The sequence below is a fragment of the Streptomyces sp. NPDC048192 genome, from assembly GCF_043202415.1.
Classification (GTDB): Bacteria; Actinomycetota; Actinomycetes; order Streptomycetales; family Streptomycetaceae; genus Streptomyces.
The window spans coordinates 1-16,806 of sequence record NZ_JBIDAL010000032.1; the positions used below are offsets into that span (position 1 = coordinate 1).

The window sequence follows — 16,806 nt, forward strand, 5'->3', positions numbered from 1 at the left end:
CGCATCGACGTCCTCTTCGCCATGCTCCGAGACGGCACCTTCTACCAGTCGCCCGCCCCGGCTACAGCTTGACGAAGCCCATAGAGGCACCTTTTTCCCTGATCCCTGTCCGGACAGCGCTCCCCGGCAGCCGCGTCGCGCCGGCCGGGGCCGCGCCCACGCACGGCCGTGCCCCGAACGACACCCGTGCCTGGTGACACGAGTAGGAGAAGCCCTTTCGTGACTGCACTTCCCGATGTCAGATCTTCCGGCTGGGCGGCACTGACCGCCCTGGTGACCACGAGTTTTCTGCTGACCGCGTGCGGATCGAGCGGCGGTGCCTCCGGCAGCGGCACCGGGCGGCCCAGGTCCGGTGGCACCCTGACCTTCGCGGTCAGCTCGGACGCCGGCTGCGTGGACCCCCAGCAGGCCGGCAGCAACGAGACGATCTACTCGGTGCGCCAGATCGTGGACTCCCTGACGGACCAGGACCCCAGGACCGGAAAGATCGTGCCCTGGCTGGCGAAGAGCTGGGACGTCAGTTCCGACGCGACGGCGTTCACCTTCCATCTGCGCCCGGGCGTCACCTTCAGCGACGGGTCGAAGCTGACCGCGCAGGTGGTCAAGGACAACTTCGACGCGGTGCCGAGGCTCGGTGCCCTGGGGACCCTCGCCGAGGGCTATCTCAGCGGCGTCAAGAGCACCACGGTGGTCGATCCGCTCACGGTCAAGGTGACCTTCAAGGAGCCCAACGCCCAGTTCCTGCAGGCCACCTCGACGCACTCGCTGGGAATCGAGTCGTCGGCGAGTGTGCGGAAGACCCCGCAGCAGAAGTGCAGCGACGGGGTGATCGGTTCAGGGCCCTTCGTGCTGAAGCAGTACGTGCAGAACCAGTCGATCACCCTGGCCAGGCGCGCCGGATACGCCTGGGGTTCGGCGCTGTGGTCCAAGAAGGGCGAGGCGTACCTGGACAAGCTGGTGTTCAAGGTCGTGCCGGAGGCGGGTGTGCGGGCGGGGAGCCTCCAGTCCGGCCAGGTGGACGCGATCAGCAATGTGGGCAAGGCCAACGAGGCGGCCCTCCAAGGCGGCCAGGTCACCCTGCAGCGACGGGCCAACCCCGGTGTCGTGTTCGGTCTGGGCCTCAACGACGCACGGCCGGTGCTCAAGGACGCCACGGTGCGCCAGGCCATCCTGTACGCCATCGACCGGCGGCAGATCGCCGACACCGTGTTCCCCACCGGCACCCGCCCGGCGACCAGCGTCCTGGCGCACACCACACCCGACTACACCGATGTCGCCTCCGGTCTGGCCTTCGACGCGGAGAGGGCCAAGTCCCTGCTGGACGAGGCCGGCTGGAAGACCGGCAGCGACGGCATCCGGGTCAAGGGCGGCAGGAGACTGAGCCTGACCGTCAAGTGGTTCCCCAACGCGGCCACCAACCAGCCCGCGCTGGAGCTGATGCAGCAGCAGCTCAAGGCCGTCGGTGTCGACGTGGTCCTCAAGCAGCTCCAGGTGACGCAGTTCTCCCCGACGCTCCAGTCGGGCGACTTCGACGCGGTGTGGTGGAACGTGACCCGCGCCGACCCGGACATCCTGCGCAGCTCCTTCTCCACCGAGCTGGCCAACTTCTACCACCTGCCCGCGAGCGCTCTCGACACGGCGCTGTCCCAGCAGGCCGCGACGGTCGACGCGGCCAAGCGCAGGCAGCTGGTCGGCCACGCCCAGCAGTTGCTCGTACAGGGCGCCTACTACGCGCCGGTGGTGGAGCTCCAGACCCAGCTGGGCGTGTCGAAGAAGGTGCACGACCTGAACTTCGACGCCTCCAGCCGCATCCAGCTCCACGACACCTGGATCGGATAGCGCATGCGCCGTTATGTGATCAAACGACTCGCCCAGGCGGCCGGGGTGCTGTGGGCGGCGTACACGGTCTCGTTCCTGGTCCTGGACTATCTGCCGGGCGACCCGGTCACGGCGATGGCCGGCGCCGGGATGGACTCGGGGCAGGTCGACCCGGAGCAGATCGCCGCCCTGCGGCACGAATACGGCTTCGACAAGCCGGTGCTGGTTCAGTACGCCGAGTACCTGGGCAGGGCGGTGCGCGGTGACTTCGGTGACGCGGTGTCCACCGGCCGCCCGGTCACCTCGACGCTGGCCGACGCGCTGCCGCAGACTCTGCAGTTGACGGGCGCGGCGCTGCTGCTCGCCGTGCTCCTCGGCGGCGGTCTGGCGGTCCTGGCGACCTACACGGCGCGGCGATGGCTGCGGCAGCTGCTGCTGTCGTTGCCGCCGCTGGGCGTGTCGGTCCCGACGTTCTGGGTGGGGCTGCTGCTGGTCGAGGCGTTCTCCTTCCGGCTGCACTGGTTCCCCGCGTTCGGCAACGACGGGCTGCGCGGCCTGGTCCTGCCGGCCGTGACGCTGGCGGTGCCGACCGGCGCGCAGATCGCCCAGGTGCTCGCCAAGAGCCTGCTCACCGCGCTGGACCAGGCCTATGTGGAGACCGCACGGGCCAAGGGCGCCGGCCGGTGGCGGGTGCATCTGCGGCACGCGCTGCGCAACGCGTCCCTGCCCGCGCTGACGGTCGTCGGCCTGCTGGTGGGGCAGTTGATCGCCGGTTCGGTGGTGGTCGAGACGGTGTTCTCGCGCGACGGACTCGGCCGCGTCACCGCGGCGGCGGTCACGGCCCAGGACATCCCGCTGGTGCAAGGGGTGGTGGTGTTCGGAGCGCTGATCTTCGTGATGACGAACCTGGTCGTCGACCTGGTCTATCCGCTCGTGGATCCGCGGATCGCGGTGGCCTCGGGCAGAAGGGCGGCACTCACATGAGCCAGAGTCTTGTAGACGACCCGGCCCAGGCGGCACCGGGTCGGGTCCGCCCGGCCGCGGCGGGGCCGGGGCGGGGGCCGGGACGCCGCCGGGACGCGGGACGGCTGCTGCGCTTCGTGGTGCGCCGCCCGGGTCTGCTGCTGTCGGTGGCCGTGCTCGTGCTGGTGGTGCTGGCCTCGTTCCGGCCCGGCCTTTTCACCTCGCGGGACCCGCTGAGGGGCGTCCCGTCGCAGAACTTCCGCGCCCCCAGCGGCAGCCACTGGTTCGGCACCGACGAGCTGGGCCGCGACGTGTTCTCCCGGGTCGTCCACGGCGCACAGCTGTCTCTGAAGGCCACGCTGATCGCGGTCCTGGTCGCGTTCGTGGTCGGCGGACTGCTCGGGGTGGTCGCCGGGTTCGTGGGCCGCTGGGTGGACGACCTGCTGATGCGCTTCGTCGACGTGCTGCTGTCCATCCCGGCGCTGTTCCTGTCCCTGGCGCTGGTCACCGCCCTGGGCTACGGGACGGTGAAGGTGGCGGTCGCGGTCGGCATCGCCAGTGTCGCCGGCTTCGCCCGGGTGGCGCGGGCGGAGGTCCTGCGGGTGCGGCAGGCGGTCTTCGTGGAGGCCTCGCGCGCGAGCGGGGCGCGCTGGTACTCGGTGCTGGGCCGGCATGTGCTGCCCGGCGCCGCGGGCCCGGTGATCGTGCTGGCCACCCTCGACTTCGGCGCGTCCATCCTGGCCGTGTCGGCGCTGAGCTTCCTCGGCTACGGGGCGCCGCCGCCGGCCCCGGAGTGGGGCACGCTGATCGCCGACGGCCGCAACTATCTCGCCAACGCCTGGTGGCTGACCGCGCTGCCCGGACTCGCGATCGCCGCGACCGTCCTGGCCACCAGCCGCATCGCCCGGGCCCTGGACGGCGAATGGTCCCGGCAGCCATGACCGACGCATCCGAAACCGGTGACAACGTGAGCACACCTGTGTTGGAAGTACGCGGCCTGTCCGTGTCGTACCGCACCCGGGGCGGTACCGTCGCGGCCGTCCGCGGCGTGGATCTCGACGTGTGGCCGGGGCAGGTGACCGCGGTGGTCGGCGAGTCCGGCTCGGGCAAGAGCACGACCGCGCACGCCGTCACCCGGCTCCTGCCGGCGAACGGCCGCATCGACGCGGGCACGGTCCGCTTCGGCCGGCACGACCTGGCCACCCTTTCGGAGGCGGAACTGCGCGCGGTGCGCGGGGCTCGGATCGGACTGGTCCCGCAGGATCCGACGGTCTCCCTCAACCCGGTCGTGCGGATCGGCGACCAGGTCGCCGAGGTGCTGCGCATCCATGGTCTGGCGACCCGGCGCTCGGCCCCCGCCGAGGCGATCGGCGTCCTGAACCGTGCCGGGCTGCCCGACGCGGCGCTGCGGGCCCGGCAGTACCCGCACGAACTGTCCGGCGGAATGCGGCAACGCGCCCTGATCGCCATCGCCATCGCCGCCCGCCCCGAGCTGATCATCGCCGACGAGCCGACCAGCGCGCTCGACGTCACCGTGCAGCGGGTCATCCTCGACCATCTGCAGCGCCTGGCAGAGGAGTCGGGCACCGCGGTGCTGCTCGTCACCCACGACCTCGGGGTCGCCGCCGACCGGGCGCAGCGGCTGGTGGTGATGTCCCAGGGCAGGGTCGTCGAGGCGGGCCTCACCCGGGACGTCCTGGCCGACCCGCAGGACGACTACACCCGGCACCTGCTGGCCAGTGCCCCGAGCCTGACCACCGCCCGGACCCGCACCCCCGTCCCCAGTTCCAGGGCGGAGACCACGCCCCTGGTCGAAGTCCGCAACCTGGTCAAGGAGTTCAGGCTGCCCCGGGCCGGCGACGGACCCCGCACCCTGCGCGCCGTGGACGACGTCAGCCTCACCCTCCCAAGGGGCCGGACCCTCGCCCTGGTCGGGGAGTCGGGTTCGGGCAAGTCCACCACCGCACGCCTGGTGCTCCGCCTCGCCGACGCGACCGCCGGACGGATCCTCTTCGACGGCACCGAGGTCACCACCGCCAAGGGCGCACAGGCCAGGCAGCTGCGCCGGCGCGCACAGCTGGTCTACCAGAACCCCTACGCCTCCCTCGATCCACGCTTCTCCATCGCCGAGGTGATCACCGAGCCGCTGCGGGCCTTCAAGGTCGGCGACCGCGCCTCCCGGCTCGCCCGGGCCCGCGAACTGCTCGACCGGGTGGCCCTTCCCGCCTCGACCCTGGAGCGCCGCCCGGCGGAGCTGTCGGGCGGGCAGCGCCAGCGCGTGGCGATCGCCCGCGCCCTCGCCCTCTCCCCCGACCTGGTGGTCTGCGACGAGCCGGTCTCCGCGCTCGACGTGTCCGTGCAGGCCCAGGTGCTGGACCTGCTCGCCGAGTTGCAGGCCGACACGGGGGTGGCGTACCTCTTCATCTCGCACGACCTGGCCGTCGTACGGCAGATCGCGCACCAGGTCGCCGTCATGCGGGCCGGCCGCGTCGTCGAGACGGGCCCGCCGGACGAACTCTTCACCCGCCCCCGTCACGCGTACACCCGCGAGCTGCTCGCGGCCATCCCCGGCGGTCGCGTCCCCTCCCGCTCCGCCGAGACCACCACGAGCTGAGGAGCAGGGTCGCATGAGCACTCCCACCATCACCTCGCTGGCCTTTCTCACGCCGGGCAACTTCGCCGACGACGACCCGTACACCGGTCTGGAGGAGACCCTGCAGCTGTTCGAACACGGCGAACGGCTCGGCTATGACGGGGCCTGGGTCCGTCAGCGCCACCTCGAGCACGGCGTCGGCTCCGCCGCGGTGTTCCTCGCCGCGGCCGGACAGCGCACCGAGCGGATCGAGCTGGGGACCGCGGTCATCCCCATCGGCTACGAGAACCCGTTCCGCCTGGCCGAAGACCTCGCGCTGGCGGACGTACTGTCCCGCGGCCGCCTCCAGGTCGGATTCAGCACCGGCATGCCGCACGCCGAACTGCTCGGCGACCTGGTGTACGACGGCGACTGGCGCGGCTTCGACCTGTCGTACGGCAGGATCGCCCGCCTCGTCGACAACCTCCGGGGCGACCATCTCGGCGGCCCGGACACGGTGATCCGGTCGCCCGGCAACACCCAGCGGCCACGGCTGCAGCCGCACAACCCCGCTCTGGTGAAGCGGATCTGGTACGGCGGAGGCAGTCTGCGCTCGGTGCGCTGGGCCGCCGGAAGCGGGCACCACCTGCTGACCGGCAACATCGTCTCCGGCGAGGGCACCGGCGAGTTCACCACGGCCCAGCTGAACCTGCTGGCCGAGTACCGCCGCCATCTCTCGGGCGACCGGCCGGCGCGGGTGGCGCTGGGGCGGGTGATCGTGCCCCTGGACTCCGCGGACGCGGCCACCCGGGCCCGCTACCGCGCCTACGCGGCCGGTCGGCACGCACGCACCCTGAAACCGCAGACACCGGCGGCGGGCCGGAAGCCGGTCCTGTTCGCCCCCGACGTGGTCGGCACCGCGGACGAGATCCTGGAACGGCTCACGGCCGACCCCGTCCTCGCGCAGGTGTCGGAGCTGCGCCTGGAGCTGCCGTACGAGTTCCACCGGGCGGAGTACGAGCAGATCCTGCACGACGTCCGCCATCTCATCGCCCCCGAACTGGGCTGGCACCCGGCCGCACCGGCGCTTCGGGAGACAGTCGGCTGAGCGGGTCGCCGGCGCTCGGCCACCGCACGAGGGGCCCGCTCTCGCGGGCCCCTTCGCCTGGTGGCGAGGCCAGGATGTGATCGGTGGTCAGCCGCCCCGGACGATGTTCTCGGCCTGGGGGCCTTTCTGGCCCTGGGTCACGTCGAAGGTGACGGTCTCTCCCTCGACCAGTTCCCGGTACCCGTTGCCCTGGATGTTGGAGTAGTGGGCGAAGACGTCCGGTCCACCGTCCTGGGCGATGAAACCAAAGCCCTTCTCGGAGTTGAACCACTTCACGGTGCCGCTGGCCATGCTGCCGTCCTTTGTTTCTCGCTGGGAGACCCCAGCTGGGCGAGTCGGGGGCCTTCCCGGGAGAAGAGGCCCGGCGTCCGTCCTACCCCACCGGGAGCCTGATTATCCGATCATTGTCCCGACGGGCCGCTCCGGCCTGTACGCCCCTGCCTCGGCCCCGGCGGTGTCATGATGCCCGGGAGCGCGTCCGGAGCCGTTCGGCCTGGTGTTCCGGTCCGCGCTCGCCGGGTAATCACGGCGTGCGGCACAGGGCAGCGCGCGGCGCGCCAGACGTCCGAGGAGTGATCCATCGTGTCCCGTCCGACCAACGGCCGGCAGGCGTCCGCTTCCCGGAGGAACGGGCGGGCCGGCGGTTCACGCCTGACCAGGTATCCGGCGTGGACCATGGCGATCGGGGCGCTGTCCGTGTCGGGATCGGCCATCCTTCTCGATCTGGCGCACACCTCGCCGGGCACGGCGTCCTTCTACCGGTGTGTCCTCGCGCTGCCGGTGCTGCTCGGGCTCGCGGCCGCGGAACGCCGTCGCGCGGGCGCGTTCCCGCGGCCTCGGTACGGCCTCGCACTGTTGGCCGGGGCGCTGTTCGCCGGTGACATGCTGCTGTGGACGCAGGCCATCGGCGAGGTCGGGGCGGGGCTGTCCACAGTGCTGGTCAACGTGCAGGTGGTGCTGGTACCTCTGCTGGCCTGGGCGGTCGACCGGGAACCCGTGCCCCGCCGGTTCCTGTGGTGGCTGCCGGTGCTGCTCGTGGGAGTGGTGCTCACCGGCGGGGTGTTCGAGCCGGCTGGATCCGTCGGTTCCGATCCGCCGCGGGGCACGGTCCACGCGGTGCTGGCGGCAGTGTGCTACTCCGGGTTTCTGTATCTGCTGCGCCGCGGGGGCCATGCCGGGCCGGTACGGCAGACGTACACCGCGGTCGTCGCCTCAGCGGCGGTGGTCTCACTGGCCATGGGTCTGCTCTGGTACGGGTTCGACCCGACGCCCGGGTGGCGCGCGCTCGGCTGGCTGCTGGCGGTGGCCGTGTGCAGCCAAGTCGTGGGATGGCTGCTGGTCGCGGCCGCCTCACCCCGACTGGCCAGCCACGTCGGTGCGGTCCTGCTGCTGCTCACCCCGGTCGGCGCGGTGGTCCTGGGAGCGGTCGTACTGGGTGAGCGTCCGACTCCGTTGCAACTGGCCGGTTGTCTGCTGATCCTGGTCAGCGCGTACGTCACCACGGCCCCAGGCGGCAGGCGGTAGCCCTCCGCCATGTGCTGTGCTCCAAATGGCGGAACCCGGGTTACGGACGGCGCGGTGGGACGTTGAACATGTATGAGCAGAAGTCACAGGCGCAAGCGATCGAGGTCGCAAGCCTTCGATCAGCTGCAAGCGCAATTGACCCGTGCGGCCGCCGCGATGGCCGTGGGGAAGAAGCCGCCGCGACAGGGAGCGGAAGAAACGGTTCATCCGGTGGCCGCGAAACCGGACAGAGGCCCTGATGAGGCGTCACCGGGCGCGGCGGATCCGCGTGGGGCCGACGGCTCCCGGCCATGAACGCCATCGGCGCCCAGCGAACGACCCCGGGCTCAAGACCTTCCTCGCCGCCACCGGAAGGCGGCCTCGCCGCAGGGCGGTCCAAGGCGCTGTCCTTGTCCGGATAGCCGAACCGCCTTGGGGTACCCGCCGCGCAGCACGGCTCATGGCCGAGTCCGGTACGCGGTGACAGCAACGGAGAACCAGATGAAGGTCCGCCGATCAGCAGCCCGGCCAGCTCCCGCGCCGGTTCCAGCCGGTGCGCAGTCCGCTCGCGTCCTGTCCGGCCGTTACCGGCTGGGCGGGAAGATCGGATCGGGGGGCATGGCCGACGTGTACGAAGGCTTCGACACCCGCCTTCGACGGCCCGTGGCCGTCAAGTTGTTCCGGCCGGGCTCCGATCCACAGACCGAGGACCGTCTCACCTCGGAGGCCGTCCTCCTCGCCCGCCTGCAGCATCCCGGACTGGTCACCGTCTACGACGCCGGACGCCACGACGACCGTGCCTACCTGGTCATGCAACTGGTCGACGGCGTCACACTGCGCGGACTCCTGGAGCGCGGAGCGCTGTCCGAACAGCACGTGGCCGCTCTGGGCACCGCCCTTGCGCAGGCGCTCGCCCACGTTCACCGGGCCGGCATCGTGCATCGCGACGTCAAACCGTCGAACGTCCTGTTGGACAGGGCCGGCGAACCGCATCTCGCCGATTTCGGCATCGCACGCCTGGCGAACGCCACACGCCATACCTCACCGGACGTGCTGACCGGCACCGCCGCTTATCTCTCGCCCGAGCAGGTCCAAGGCAGGCACGTCGGACCGGCAACCGACATCTACGCTCTCGGTCTGGTCCTGCTGGAATGCCTGAAAGGCGAGATGGAGTACCAGGGCAGCCCGCTGGAGGCTGCGATAGCCCGCCTCCACCGCCCGCCCACGCTGCCCGCCTGGCTCGGCCCGGACCTGGGCGCCCTGCTGCAGACCATGACCGCACAGGACCCGGAAGCGCGTCCTGACGCCGGGCACTGCGCGCGGATTCTCTCCCTCCTCGGCGCCGGGAGCGATCCACGTCCGGTGCCGCCCTCGCCCCCCTCTGTGAGCCGCCGCCCTGTAGTACCCCGCACCCCCCGTGCCGACGCTGAAGAGCCCACGCGGAGGCAGGCGGTGGCGATCACCCCGGGCCGCCTTCCCGGCTACCTGCGGCACAACCGCCGCATGGCGGTGGGAACCGCGCTGGCCGCACTCTCCGTCGCCGTGGGCACGACTCTTGCCGTCGCTCCGGGCACCAGCGACAACCGCGCCGACACGCATCAGACCGCCCCCTCCCCGCACCCCAGCTCGGCGATACCCAAAAGCAGGTCCACTGCGGATCCATCGGCCCAAGCTCCTCAAACCCCCTACGGGGCCTTCGACGCCTCCGGTGCGGCGACCGGCTCTCGGTCCGAGCCGGTCTCCACGAGCCAGGGGTCCTCCAGTCAGGCGCTCCCGAGCACTCCGGCCCCGGCCCGGCGCCATGACGCCGAACCCGGCATGGCGACTGCGCACTCACACCACGCCGAGGACACGGGCGATCACATCGGCCACACTGCGCACAGCGCTCCGCAGTCGCCCGGAAAGGCCGCCAAGCCTTCGCAACACCGGACGCCCAAGAAACAAGGCTGAGGCGTAGTGGGTCCCCGTGCTGGTGGGAGTCTCATGACGCATCGGTGCGCGGGAAGACGTACTCGTCCAGCAGGATGCCGATGGCGACGGCTGCCGGTACGGCGACCAGAGCGCCGATGATGCCCAGGAGAGCGCCGCCGACGAGGACGCCCACGACCGTGACCACAGGGTGCACGTCGACGGCGTACTTCATCGCGCGGGGCATGATCAGGTAGTCCTCCGCGAGGCGGAAGCCGACGTAGAAGCCGGCTGTGGCGCCCGCGACCGGCAGGGAGACCGACAGGGCGACCAGGCTCACGGTCACCCCGCCGACCGTCGAGCCGACGACCGGGATCAGGTCCATCAGCGCGACGAAGAAACCCAGGGCGGCCGGGTACGGCACGCCGATGGCCGCGCACCAGGCGAAGGTCGCGAGCCCGGCGATGCCCGACGTGACCAGATTGGCCAGCATGAACCGGCCCGTCCGGGTCAGGATCTCGTCGGTCACCGTCTCGACCCGGGCACGCCTGCTCGCCGCGACGAAGCGGAACCCGAATTGCTTGATCTCGGGCAGGGCGACCATCAGATAGATGGTCACGACCACGACGATGACCGCGGACGTGACCAGACTCAGCACCATCTTCCCCGCTCCCAGCAGCCCGCCCACGACACTCGAGCCCCCGGAGCCCAGAGCACTGCGCACCTTGGAGATCAGGTGGTAGCGGTCTTCCAGACGGCCGAGGAAGGTGTGCCGGTCGTGCAGCTGGGTGAGCCACTTCGGGATCGCCTTGGTCAACGCATCGATCTCGTCCGCGACCGGCTGGGCGATGAGCGCGACGAACCCCGCAAGACACAGCATGAACGCGAGAAGCACGATCAGCACCGCCCAGCTGCGGCGTATCCGATGCCTGGTCAGCACGGCGACCAGTGGCTCCAGGCCGATCGCGACGAACACCGCTGCCAGGAACAACGTCAGCAGCTGTCCGATCTGCAGGACGGTCTGCACCAGCAGCCACGCCAGAGTCGCGCCCAGTCCCAGGGCGAAGCCGGCCCGCAGCCAGGACCGGCTGCGGCCGACCGGCCGTGGCGGCATGGTTCCGGGGCCCCTTCTCCCCCGGCCGCCGCCCGGCCCCGCGGCGGTGGCCCGGGCAGCTCCTCGTGCCGATCCGTTCGCCCGCGCGCGCCGGCGTGCGCGGGCCAGGTCGCTCCGTTCCATCAGCAGCCCTCCTCGGCGCGTGCCACTTCGAAAGGCACGGATTTCTGGGAGGACGTCAGCGTCTGCGGCCTCGCGCCGTCCAGCCGCCTCCTATGCCTGCGAGGTGCAGTGCCAGAGCGGTGAGGCCCAGCAGCATGACGTTGGTGGAGGTGAAGGTGTGGTTCGTGGAGATCTCCGCTGCGTTGATCAGAAAGGCAATGAAGAACAGCACGGCAGAAACGATGGCCAGCATGGTGCCCGGTCCTCTCCTCGGATGACGTCCGCGGTGCACTGCCCTGCGAATTCCCGCCCTCTGCCCATCCACACCGGCGGCGCCGCCGCGATCCGCCGAGTCCGGTCCGTGCCGAGGCCGCCTTCAGCGGTGACACGGATTACCGGACCCGTCTATGTCTCGAACCGCCTTTTGGGATGTCATCGATTCCCAACGGCGCGGAAGATGCCCTGACAGGCCTTGCGGACCGCTTCGACAGAAATTCGAGCGCTTCGAGAAATGCCGACCCCAAAACGGATACCGCACCACCCGAATGACCGAACAATTCTCCATATTATTTGCCTTCCGTCCCAGCTCACAGCCTTTTCGAACGCAGAGGCGGGGCTGAGGTCCGGTGCGGCGGGTAAGCGCGTTACTCGACGGCATCGAGGAAGGGGAAAACCATGTCAGTGGAACCCGAACATGCCGAGGCGAGCCCTGCTGCGCAGCACGTCGCCCAGACGATGATCAGGTTGTGGCAGCAGGCGCATGAGGACGTTGCCCCCACGATTTCCGAGAAAGAGATGCGGGTTCTGCTCGTCCTGAGCGGCGAGCCTGCCAACCGTGACCGCATTGCCCGAGACCTCTGCCTCAGCGTCCCATCGGCGACCCGGTTGCTCGACCAGTTGGAGCAGCGCACGCTGGTGCGGCGCCACCCGTCGGGCGCGTTCTCCCTCACGGGCGCCGGAACCTGTGTGCTCGAAGCCACCCGTCAGCGCCGTCGGCACCTTCTGGAGCAGACGCTCGCGACCGCCGCGGCACCGGACCGCCCCGTACTGCGGGACACGTTCAACCAGCTGTACGGGGTCGTGAGCCCCCTGGCACGGGTGCCCCGCAGCCGCTCACCGCTGTGACGAGAGCAGCGGTCGGCGCCGCCCCGTCCAGCCAGGAGCGCGCTTCCCCTGGCCAGTGCCGAACCCACCCGTCTACCCCGTCAACGAGCCTCCATTCCTCTCCGCTCCCGGGCGTGTTCCACGGTCGTCGGGTCTTGGCCGATTGCTTTGTGCCCGCACGCGCAGCCGGGTTAATCTGCGGCGTATTTTCTCATCGAGCACATCCGTGAACTGCGGATATGCACACACCAATCGCCGGGTCAGGCCACGTGCCCGGCGCTGGTTCCGAGCCCTCCCTGCGAGGGCTCTTGGGGAGCGGAACGAGGGTGCGCATGGCCGGCAAGGCGACCGGGACGACCGACGCGGTCCCGGGGGACGAGGAACTGAGCAGACTGCTCGCGGGGCTGACCGCGGTGCGCGACGGAGACTTCGGCACCCGGTTGCCGGACGATGCCCCGGGGCTCATGGGCGACATCGCCACCGTCTTCAACGGCATGGTCGACCAGTTGTCCGTGTTCACCTCCGAAGTCACCCGGGTGGCCCGCGAGGTGGGCACCGAGGGCACTCTCGGCGGCCAAGCGCAGGTGCCGGGAGTCTCCGGCACCTGGGCCGACCTGACCGACTCCGTCAACGCGATGGCGGGCAACCTCACCACCCAGGTGCGTGACATCGCCCAGGTGGCCACCGCGGTGGCCAAGGGAGATCTGTCGCAGAAGATCGACGTGCCCGCGCGCGGTGAGATCCTCCAGCTGAAGGAGACCGTCAACACGATGGTCGACCAGCTGTCCGCCTTCGCCGACGAGGTCACGCGCGTCGCCCGCGAGGTCGGCACCGAGGGCCGGCTCGGCGGACAGGCCCAGGTGCCGGGTGTGGCGGGCGTCTGGCGGGACCTGACGGATTCGGTCAACTTCATGGCCGGCAACCTCACCGCCCAGGTCCGCAACGTCGCCCAGGTGACGACGGCGGTGGCACAGGGCGACCTCTCCCAGAAGATCACCGTCGACGCCCGCGGCGAGATCCTCGAACTGAAGAACACCATCAACACGATGGTCGACCAGCTGTCCGCCTTCGCCGACGAAGTCACACGCGTCGCCCGCGAAGTCGGCACCGAGGGCCGCCTCGGCGGGCAGGCGGACGTCAAGGGCGTCAAGGGCACCTGGAGGGACCTGACGGATTCGGTCAACTTCATGGCCGGCAACCTCACCGCCCAGGTCCGCAACGTCGCCCAGGTGGCCACGGCGGTGGCACAGGGCGACCTCTCCCAGAAGATCACCGTCGACGCCCGCGGCGAGATCCTCGAACTGAAGAACACCATCAACACGATGGTCGACCAGCTGTCCGCCTTCGCCGACGAAGTCACACGCGTCGCCCGCGAAGTCGGCACCGAGGGCCGCCTCGGGGGGCAGGCCCAGGTGCGCGGGGTCGCCGGTACGTGGAAGGGCCTCACCGACAACGTCAACGTGATGGCCTCCAACCTCACCGGCCAGGTGCGTTCCATCGCCCAGGTCGCCACGGCGGTCGCCAAGGGCGATCTCTCGCAGAAGATCACCATCGATGCCAAGGGCGAGGTCGCGGCGCTCGCCGACGTCATCAACACCATGGTCGACACCCTGTCCGCGTTCGCGGACGAGGTCACGCGCGTGGCCCGCGAGGTCGGCACCGAGGGCCGGCTCGGCGGACAGGCCCACGTGCCGGGCGTGGCCGGCACGTGGAAGGACCTCACCGACAACGTCAATTCCATGGCCAACAACCTCACCGGCCAGGTGCGCAACATCGCGCTGGTGACCACCGCCGTGGCCAAGGGCGATCTGTCGAAGAAGATCGACGTCGACGCCCGGGGCGAGATCCTCGAACTCAAGACGACCATCAACACGATGGTGGACCAGCTGTCGGCGTTCGCGGACGAGGTCACACGCGTCGCCCGCGAGGTCGGCACCGAGGGCCGGCTCGGCGGGCAGGCCGAGGTCGAAGGCGTGTCCGGGACCTGGAAGCGCTTGACGGAGAACGTCAACGAACTGGCCGGCAACCTCACCCGGCAGGTCCGTGCCATCGCGGACGTCGCCAGCGCCGTCGCCGAGGGCGACCTGACCCGGTCCATCACCGTCGAAGCCTCCGGCGAGGTCGCCGACCTCAAGGACAACATCAACTCGATGGTGGAGTCGCTGCGCGAGACGACGCGGGCCAATCAGGAACAGGACTGGCTCAAGACCAACCTCGCCCGGATCTCCGGCCTCATGCAGGGCCACCGCGACCTGCGGGTCGTAGCCGAGCTGATCATGGACGAGCTGGTGCCCCAGGTCTCCGCCCAGTACGGCGCCTTCTACCTCGCCGAGGAGGGCGACTCGGGGCCCGGACTGCGGCTCGTCGGCTCGTACGGCCGCCCCGAGGGAGACGAACGGCCGGAGCGGATCGCCTTCGGCCGCTCCCTGGTCGGCCAGGCCGCACGCAGCCGCCGTACGATCGCCCTGGAGGAACTGCCGCCCGGGTACGTCACCATCTCCTCCGGGCTCGGACAGATCGAGCCCACCGCGCTGTTGCTGCTGCCCATCGTCTTCGAGGAGCAGGTGCTGGGCGTCATCGAACTGGCCTCCGTCACCCGGTTCACCCCGGTCCAGCGCGACTTCCTCCAGCAGCTCGTGGACACCATCGGCATCAACGTCAACACGATCGTCGCCAACGCGCGCACCGACGAACTCCTCGAGGAGTCCCAGCGCCTGACCAGTGAACTGCAGGCACGCTCGGCCGAGTTGCAGGCCCGGCAGGAGGAGCTGCAGCGGTCCAATGCGGAACTGGAGGAGAAGGCCTCGCTGCTCGCCGAGCAGAACCGCGACATCGAGGCGAAGAACCTGCAGATCGAGCAGGCCCGGCAGGAACTGGAGGCACGGGCCCAGCAGTTGGCGCTCGCCTCGAAGTACAAGTCCGAGTTCCTCGCGAACATGAGCCACGAGCTGCGCACTCCGCTCAACAGCCTGCTCATCCTGGCCCAGTTGCTCGCCCAGAACCCCTCGCGGAACCTCACCCCCAAGCAGGTCGAGTACGCGGGCATCATCCACTCGGCGGGCTCGGACCTGCTCCAGCTGATCAACGACATCCTCGACCTGTCCAAGGTCGAGGCGGGCAAGATGGACGTCACGCCGGAGCGGGTCTCGCTGCGCCAGCTCATCGAGTACGTCGAGGCCACCTTCCGGCCCATGACCTCGCAGAAGAGCCTGGAATTCACCGTCACCACATCGGCCGGCGCGCCCGCCGACCTGCTCACCGACGACTCCCGGCTCCGGCAGATCCTGCGCAACCTGCTGTCCAACGCGGTGAAGTTCACCGAACAGGGCGGAGTGGAACTGCGTGTCGAACCCGCCGCGGACGACGAGGTGCCCGCGGAGGTGGTACGCGGCGGCGCCGTGGTGGCCTTCCGGGTGAAGGACACCGGCATCGGCATCCCGGAACAGCAACTGGAGACGATCTTCGGCGCCTTCCAGCAGGCGGACGGCACCACCAGCCGCAAGTACGGCGGCACGGGACTCGGCCTGTCCATCACCCGGGAGATCGCCCACCTGCTCGGCGGCGCCGTCACCGTCGCCAGCACCCCGGGCAAGGGCAGCACCTTCACACTGTTCCTTCCCGTGGCCCGGCCCGACTTCGACGGCCCTCTGCGCGGGCCCGGCATGCCGTCCGAACAGGTGGCGACCGAGGCTGCGACCCCGCATGAGCTGCCGGCGGCCGCGCCCCGCGTCTCCACGAAGGGACAGCGTGCGCGCAGGCTGCTCGTGGTGGAGGAACGCCCGCGCGGTCTGCTCACCCTCGTCGCGGAGAGCGTCGTACGCGACCTGGAACACGGTGACGCCGACGGCACGCCCGTCGACATCATCACCGCGGTCGGCGCCCAGGAAGCGGCCGGCGCCCTCGCCGCCGACCCCTGCCACTGCGTCGTCGTGGAACTGGGCGAGCCCGACGGGGAGTCGGCCCGGTTCCTGGAGGCACTGCGAGGCGACTCCGCCCTTGCGGGCGTCCCCGTGCTGGTGCACAACTCCCATCGCGCCGGGCATCCGGAGGCGGAGCCGGGCGGCTCACTGGAGTACCTGTCCAGCCTGGACGAGCTGCGGGAGCGGATCGCCCTGCACCTGTCCGCCGAGGAACCCGGCGAGGTGCTCGCGCTCGTCCGCGGCGAGGAACTCCACCACGCGCCGGCCGGCCCGGTCGACGAGCACACCCGCGGCCGTACGGTCCTGGTCGTCGACGACGACGCGCGCAACCTGTTCGCCCTCAGCGGCATCCTCGAACTGCACGGCTTCCGCGTCCTGCACGCGGACAACGGCCGCAAGGGCATCGAGACGCTGATGAGCAATCCGGACGTCGAACTGGTCCTGATGGACGTGATGATGCCCGAGATGGACGGATACGCGGCCACCGCCGAGATCCGCAGCATGCCGCAGTACGCCGACCTGCCGGTGATCGCGGTGACGGCCAAGGCGATGCACGGAGACCGGGAGAAGAGCCTCGCGTCCGGCGCCAGCGACTATGTGACGAAACCGGTGGACACCCATGACCTCATCGCCTGCGTCCGGCGCTGGCTGCCGGCATGAGGACGGCCACGGCACCGCGCATCCGCCCGACCTC

At 70.4% G+C, this 16,806-nt stretch carries 12 protein-coding genes; 9 read left to right on the forward strand and 3 right to left on the reverse strand.

Translation table 11 applies throughout. The features are described from left to right. Positions 1–219 precede the first annotated feature (219 nt). Genes ACGFZN_RS39150 through ACGFZN_RS39170 form a run of 5 tightly spaced genes read left to right on the forward strand, consistent with a single transcriptional unit; the run spans position 220 to position 6,461 of the window. Positions 220–1,839, forward strand: a complete 1,620-nt coding sequence (locus ACGFZN_RS39150; protein ID WP_393863263.1) for an ABC transporter substrate-binding protein — start codon at positions 220–222, stop codon at positions 1,837–1,839. Between the two features lie 3 nt (positions 1,840–1,842). Beyond that, positions 1,843–2,802 (forward strand): ABC transporter permease, encoded by a 960-nt coding sequence (locus tag ACGFZN_RS39155; protein ID WP_393863264.1) that lies wholly within the window; start codon positions 1,843–1,845, stop codon positions 2,800–2,802. After that, entirely contained in the window at positions 2,799–3,722 is a 924-nt protein-coding gene (locus tag ACGFZN_RS39160) for an ABC transporter permease (RefSeq protein ID WP_393863265.1), read from the forward strand. The genes ACGFZN_RS39155 and ACGFZN_RS39160 overlap by 4 nt, the downstream gene beginning before the upstream one ends. Next, positions 3,704–5,395 (forward strand): dipeptide ABC transporter ATP-binding protein, encoded by a 1,692-nt coding sequence (locus tag ACGFZN_RS39165; protein WP_393863266.1) that lies wholly within the window; start codon positions 3,704–3,706, stop codon positions 5,393–5,395. Before ACGFZN_RS39160 ends, ACGFZN_RS39165 begins: the two co-directional genes overlap by 19 nt. A gap of 13 nt (positions 5,396–5,408) precedes the next feature. After that, positions 5,409–6,461, forward strand: a complete 1,053-nt coding sequence (locus ACGFZN_RS39170) for an LLM class flavin-dependent oxidoreductase (RefSeq protein ID WP_393863267.1) — start codon at positions 5,409–5,411, stop codon at positions 6,459–6,461. Between the two features lie 87 nt (positions 6,462–6,548). Here ACGFZN_RS39170 and ACGFZN_RS39175 read toward each other — a convergent pair whose 3' ends face one another. Then, positions 6,549–6,752, reverse strand: coding sequence for a cold-shock protein (locus ACGFZN_RS39175; RefSeq protein ID WP_393863268.1), 204 nt, complete (start codon positions 6,750–6,752; stop codon positions 6,549–6,551). A gap of 291 nt (positions 6,753–7,043) precedes the next feature. Between ACGFZN_RS39175 and ACGFZN_RS39180 the strand changes: the two genes are divergently transcribed. Then, complete coding sequence (locus ACGFZN_RS39180) at positions 7,044–7,985, forward strand: DMT family transporter (RefSeq protein WP_393863269.1); 942 nt, start codon at positions 7,044–7,046, stop codon at positions 7,983–7,985. Between the two features lie 480 nt (positions 7,986–8,465). Next, positions 8,466–9,914, forward strand: coding sequence for a protein kinase (locus ACGFZN_RS39185; protein WP_393863270.1), 1,449 nt, complete (start codon positions 8,466–8,468; stop codon positions 9,912–9,914). 31 nt (positions 9,915–9,945) lie between these two features. Here ACGFZN_RS39185 and ACGFZN_RS39190 read toward each other — a convergent pair whose 3' ends face one another. Beyond that, positions 9,946–10,986: an AI-2E family transporter gene (locus ACGFZN_RS39190; protein ID WP_393863271.1), complete on the reverse strand. Its 1,041-nt coding sequence runs from the start codon at positions 10,984–10,986 to the stop codon at positions 9,946–9,948. 178 nt (positions 10,987–11,164) lie between these two features. After that, positions 11,165–11,341: a hypothetical protein gene (locus ACGFZN_RS39195; protein ID WP_393863272.1), complete on the reverse strand. Its 177-nt coding sequence runs from the start codon at positions 11,339–11,341 to the stop codon at positions 11,165–11,167. 422 nt (positions 11,342–11,763) lie between these two features. Between ACGFZN_RS39195 and ACGFZN_RS39200 the strand changes: the two genes are divergently transcribed. Together ACGFZN_RS39200 and ACGFZN_RS39205 are read left to right on the forward strand one after the other, a co-directional pair. After that, entirely contained in the window at positions 11,764–12,213 is a 450-nt protein-coding gene (locus ACGFZN_RS39200; protein WP_393863273.1) for a MarR family transcriptional regulator, read from the forward strand. 311 nt (positions 12,214–12,524) lie between these two features. Continuing rightward, positions 12,525–16,772, forward strand: coding sequence for a HAMP domain-containing protein (locus ACGFZN_RS39205; protein WP_393863274.1), 4,248 nt, complete (start codon positions 12,525–12,527; stop codon positions 16,770–16,772). The last annotated feature ends 34 nt before the right edge of the window (positions 16,773–16,806 follow it).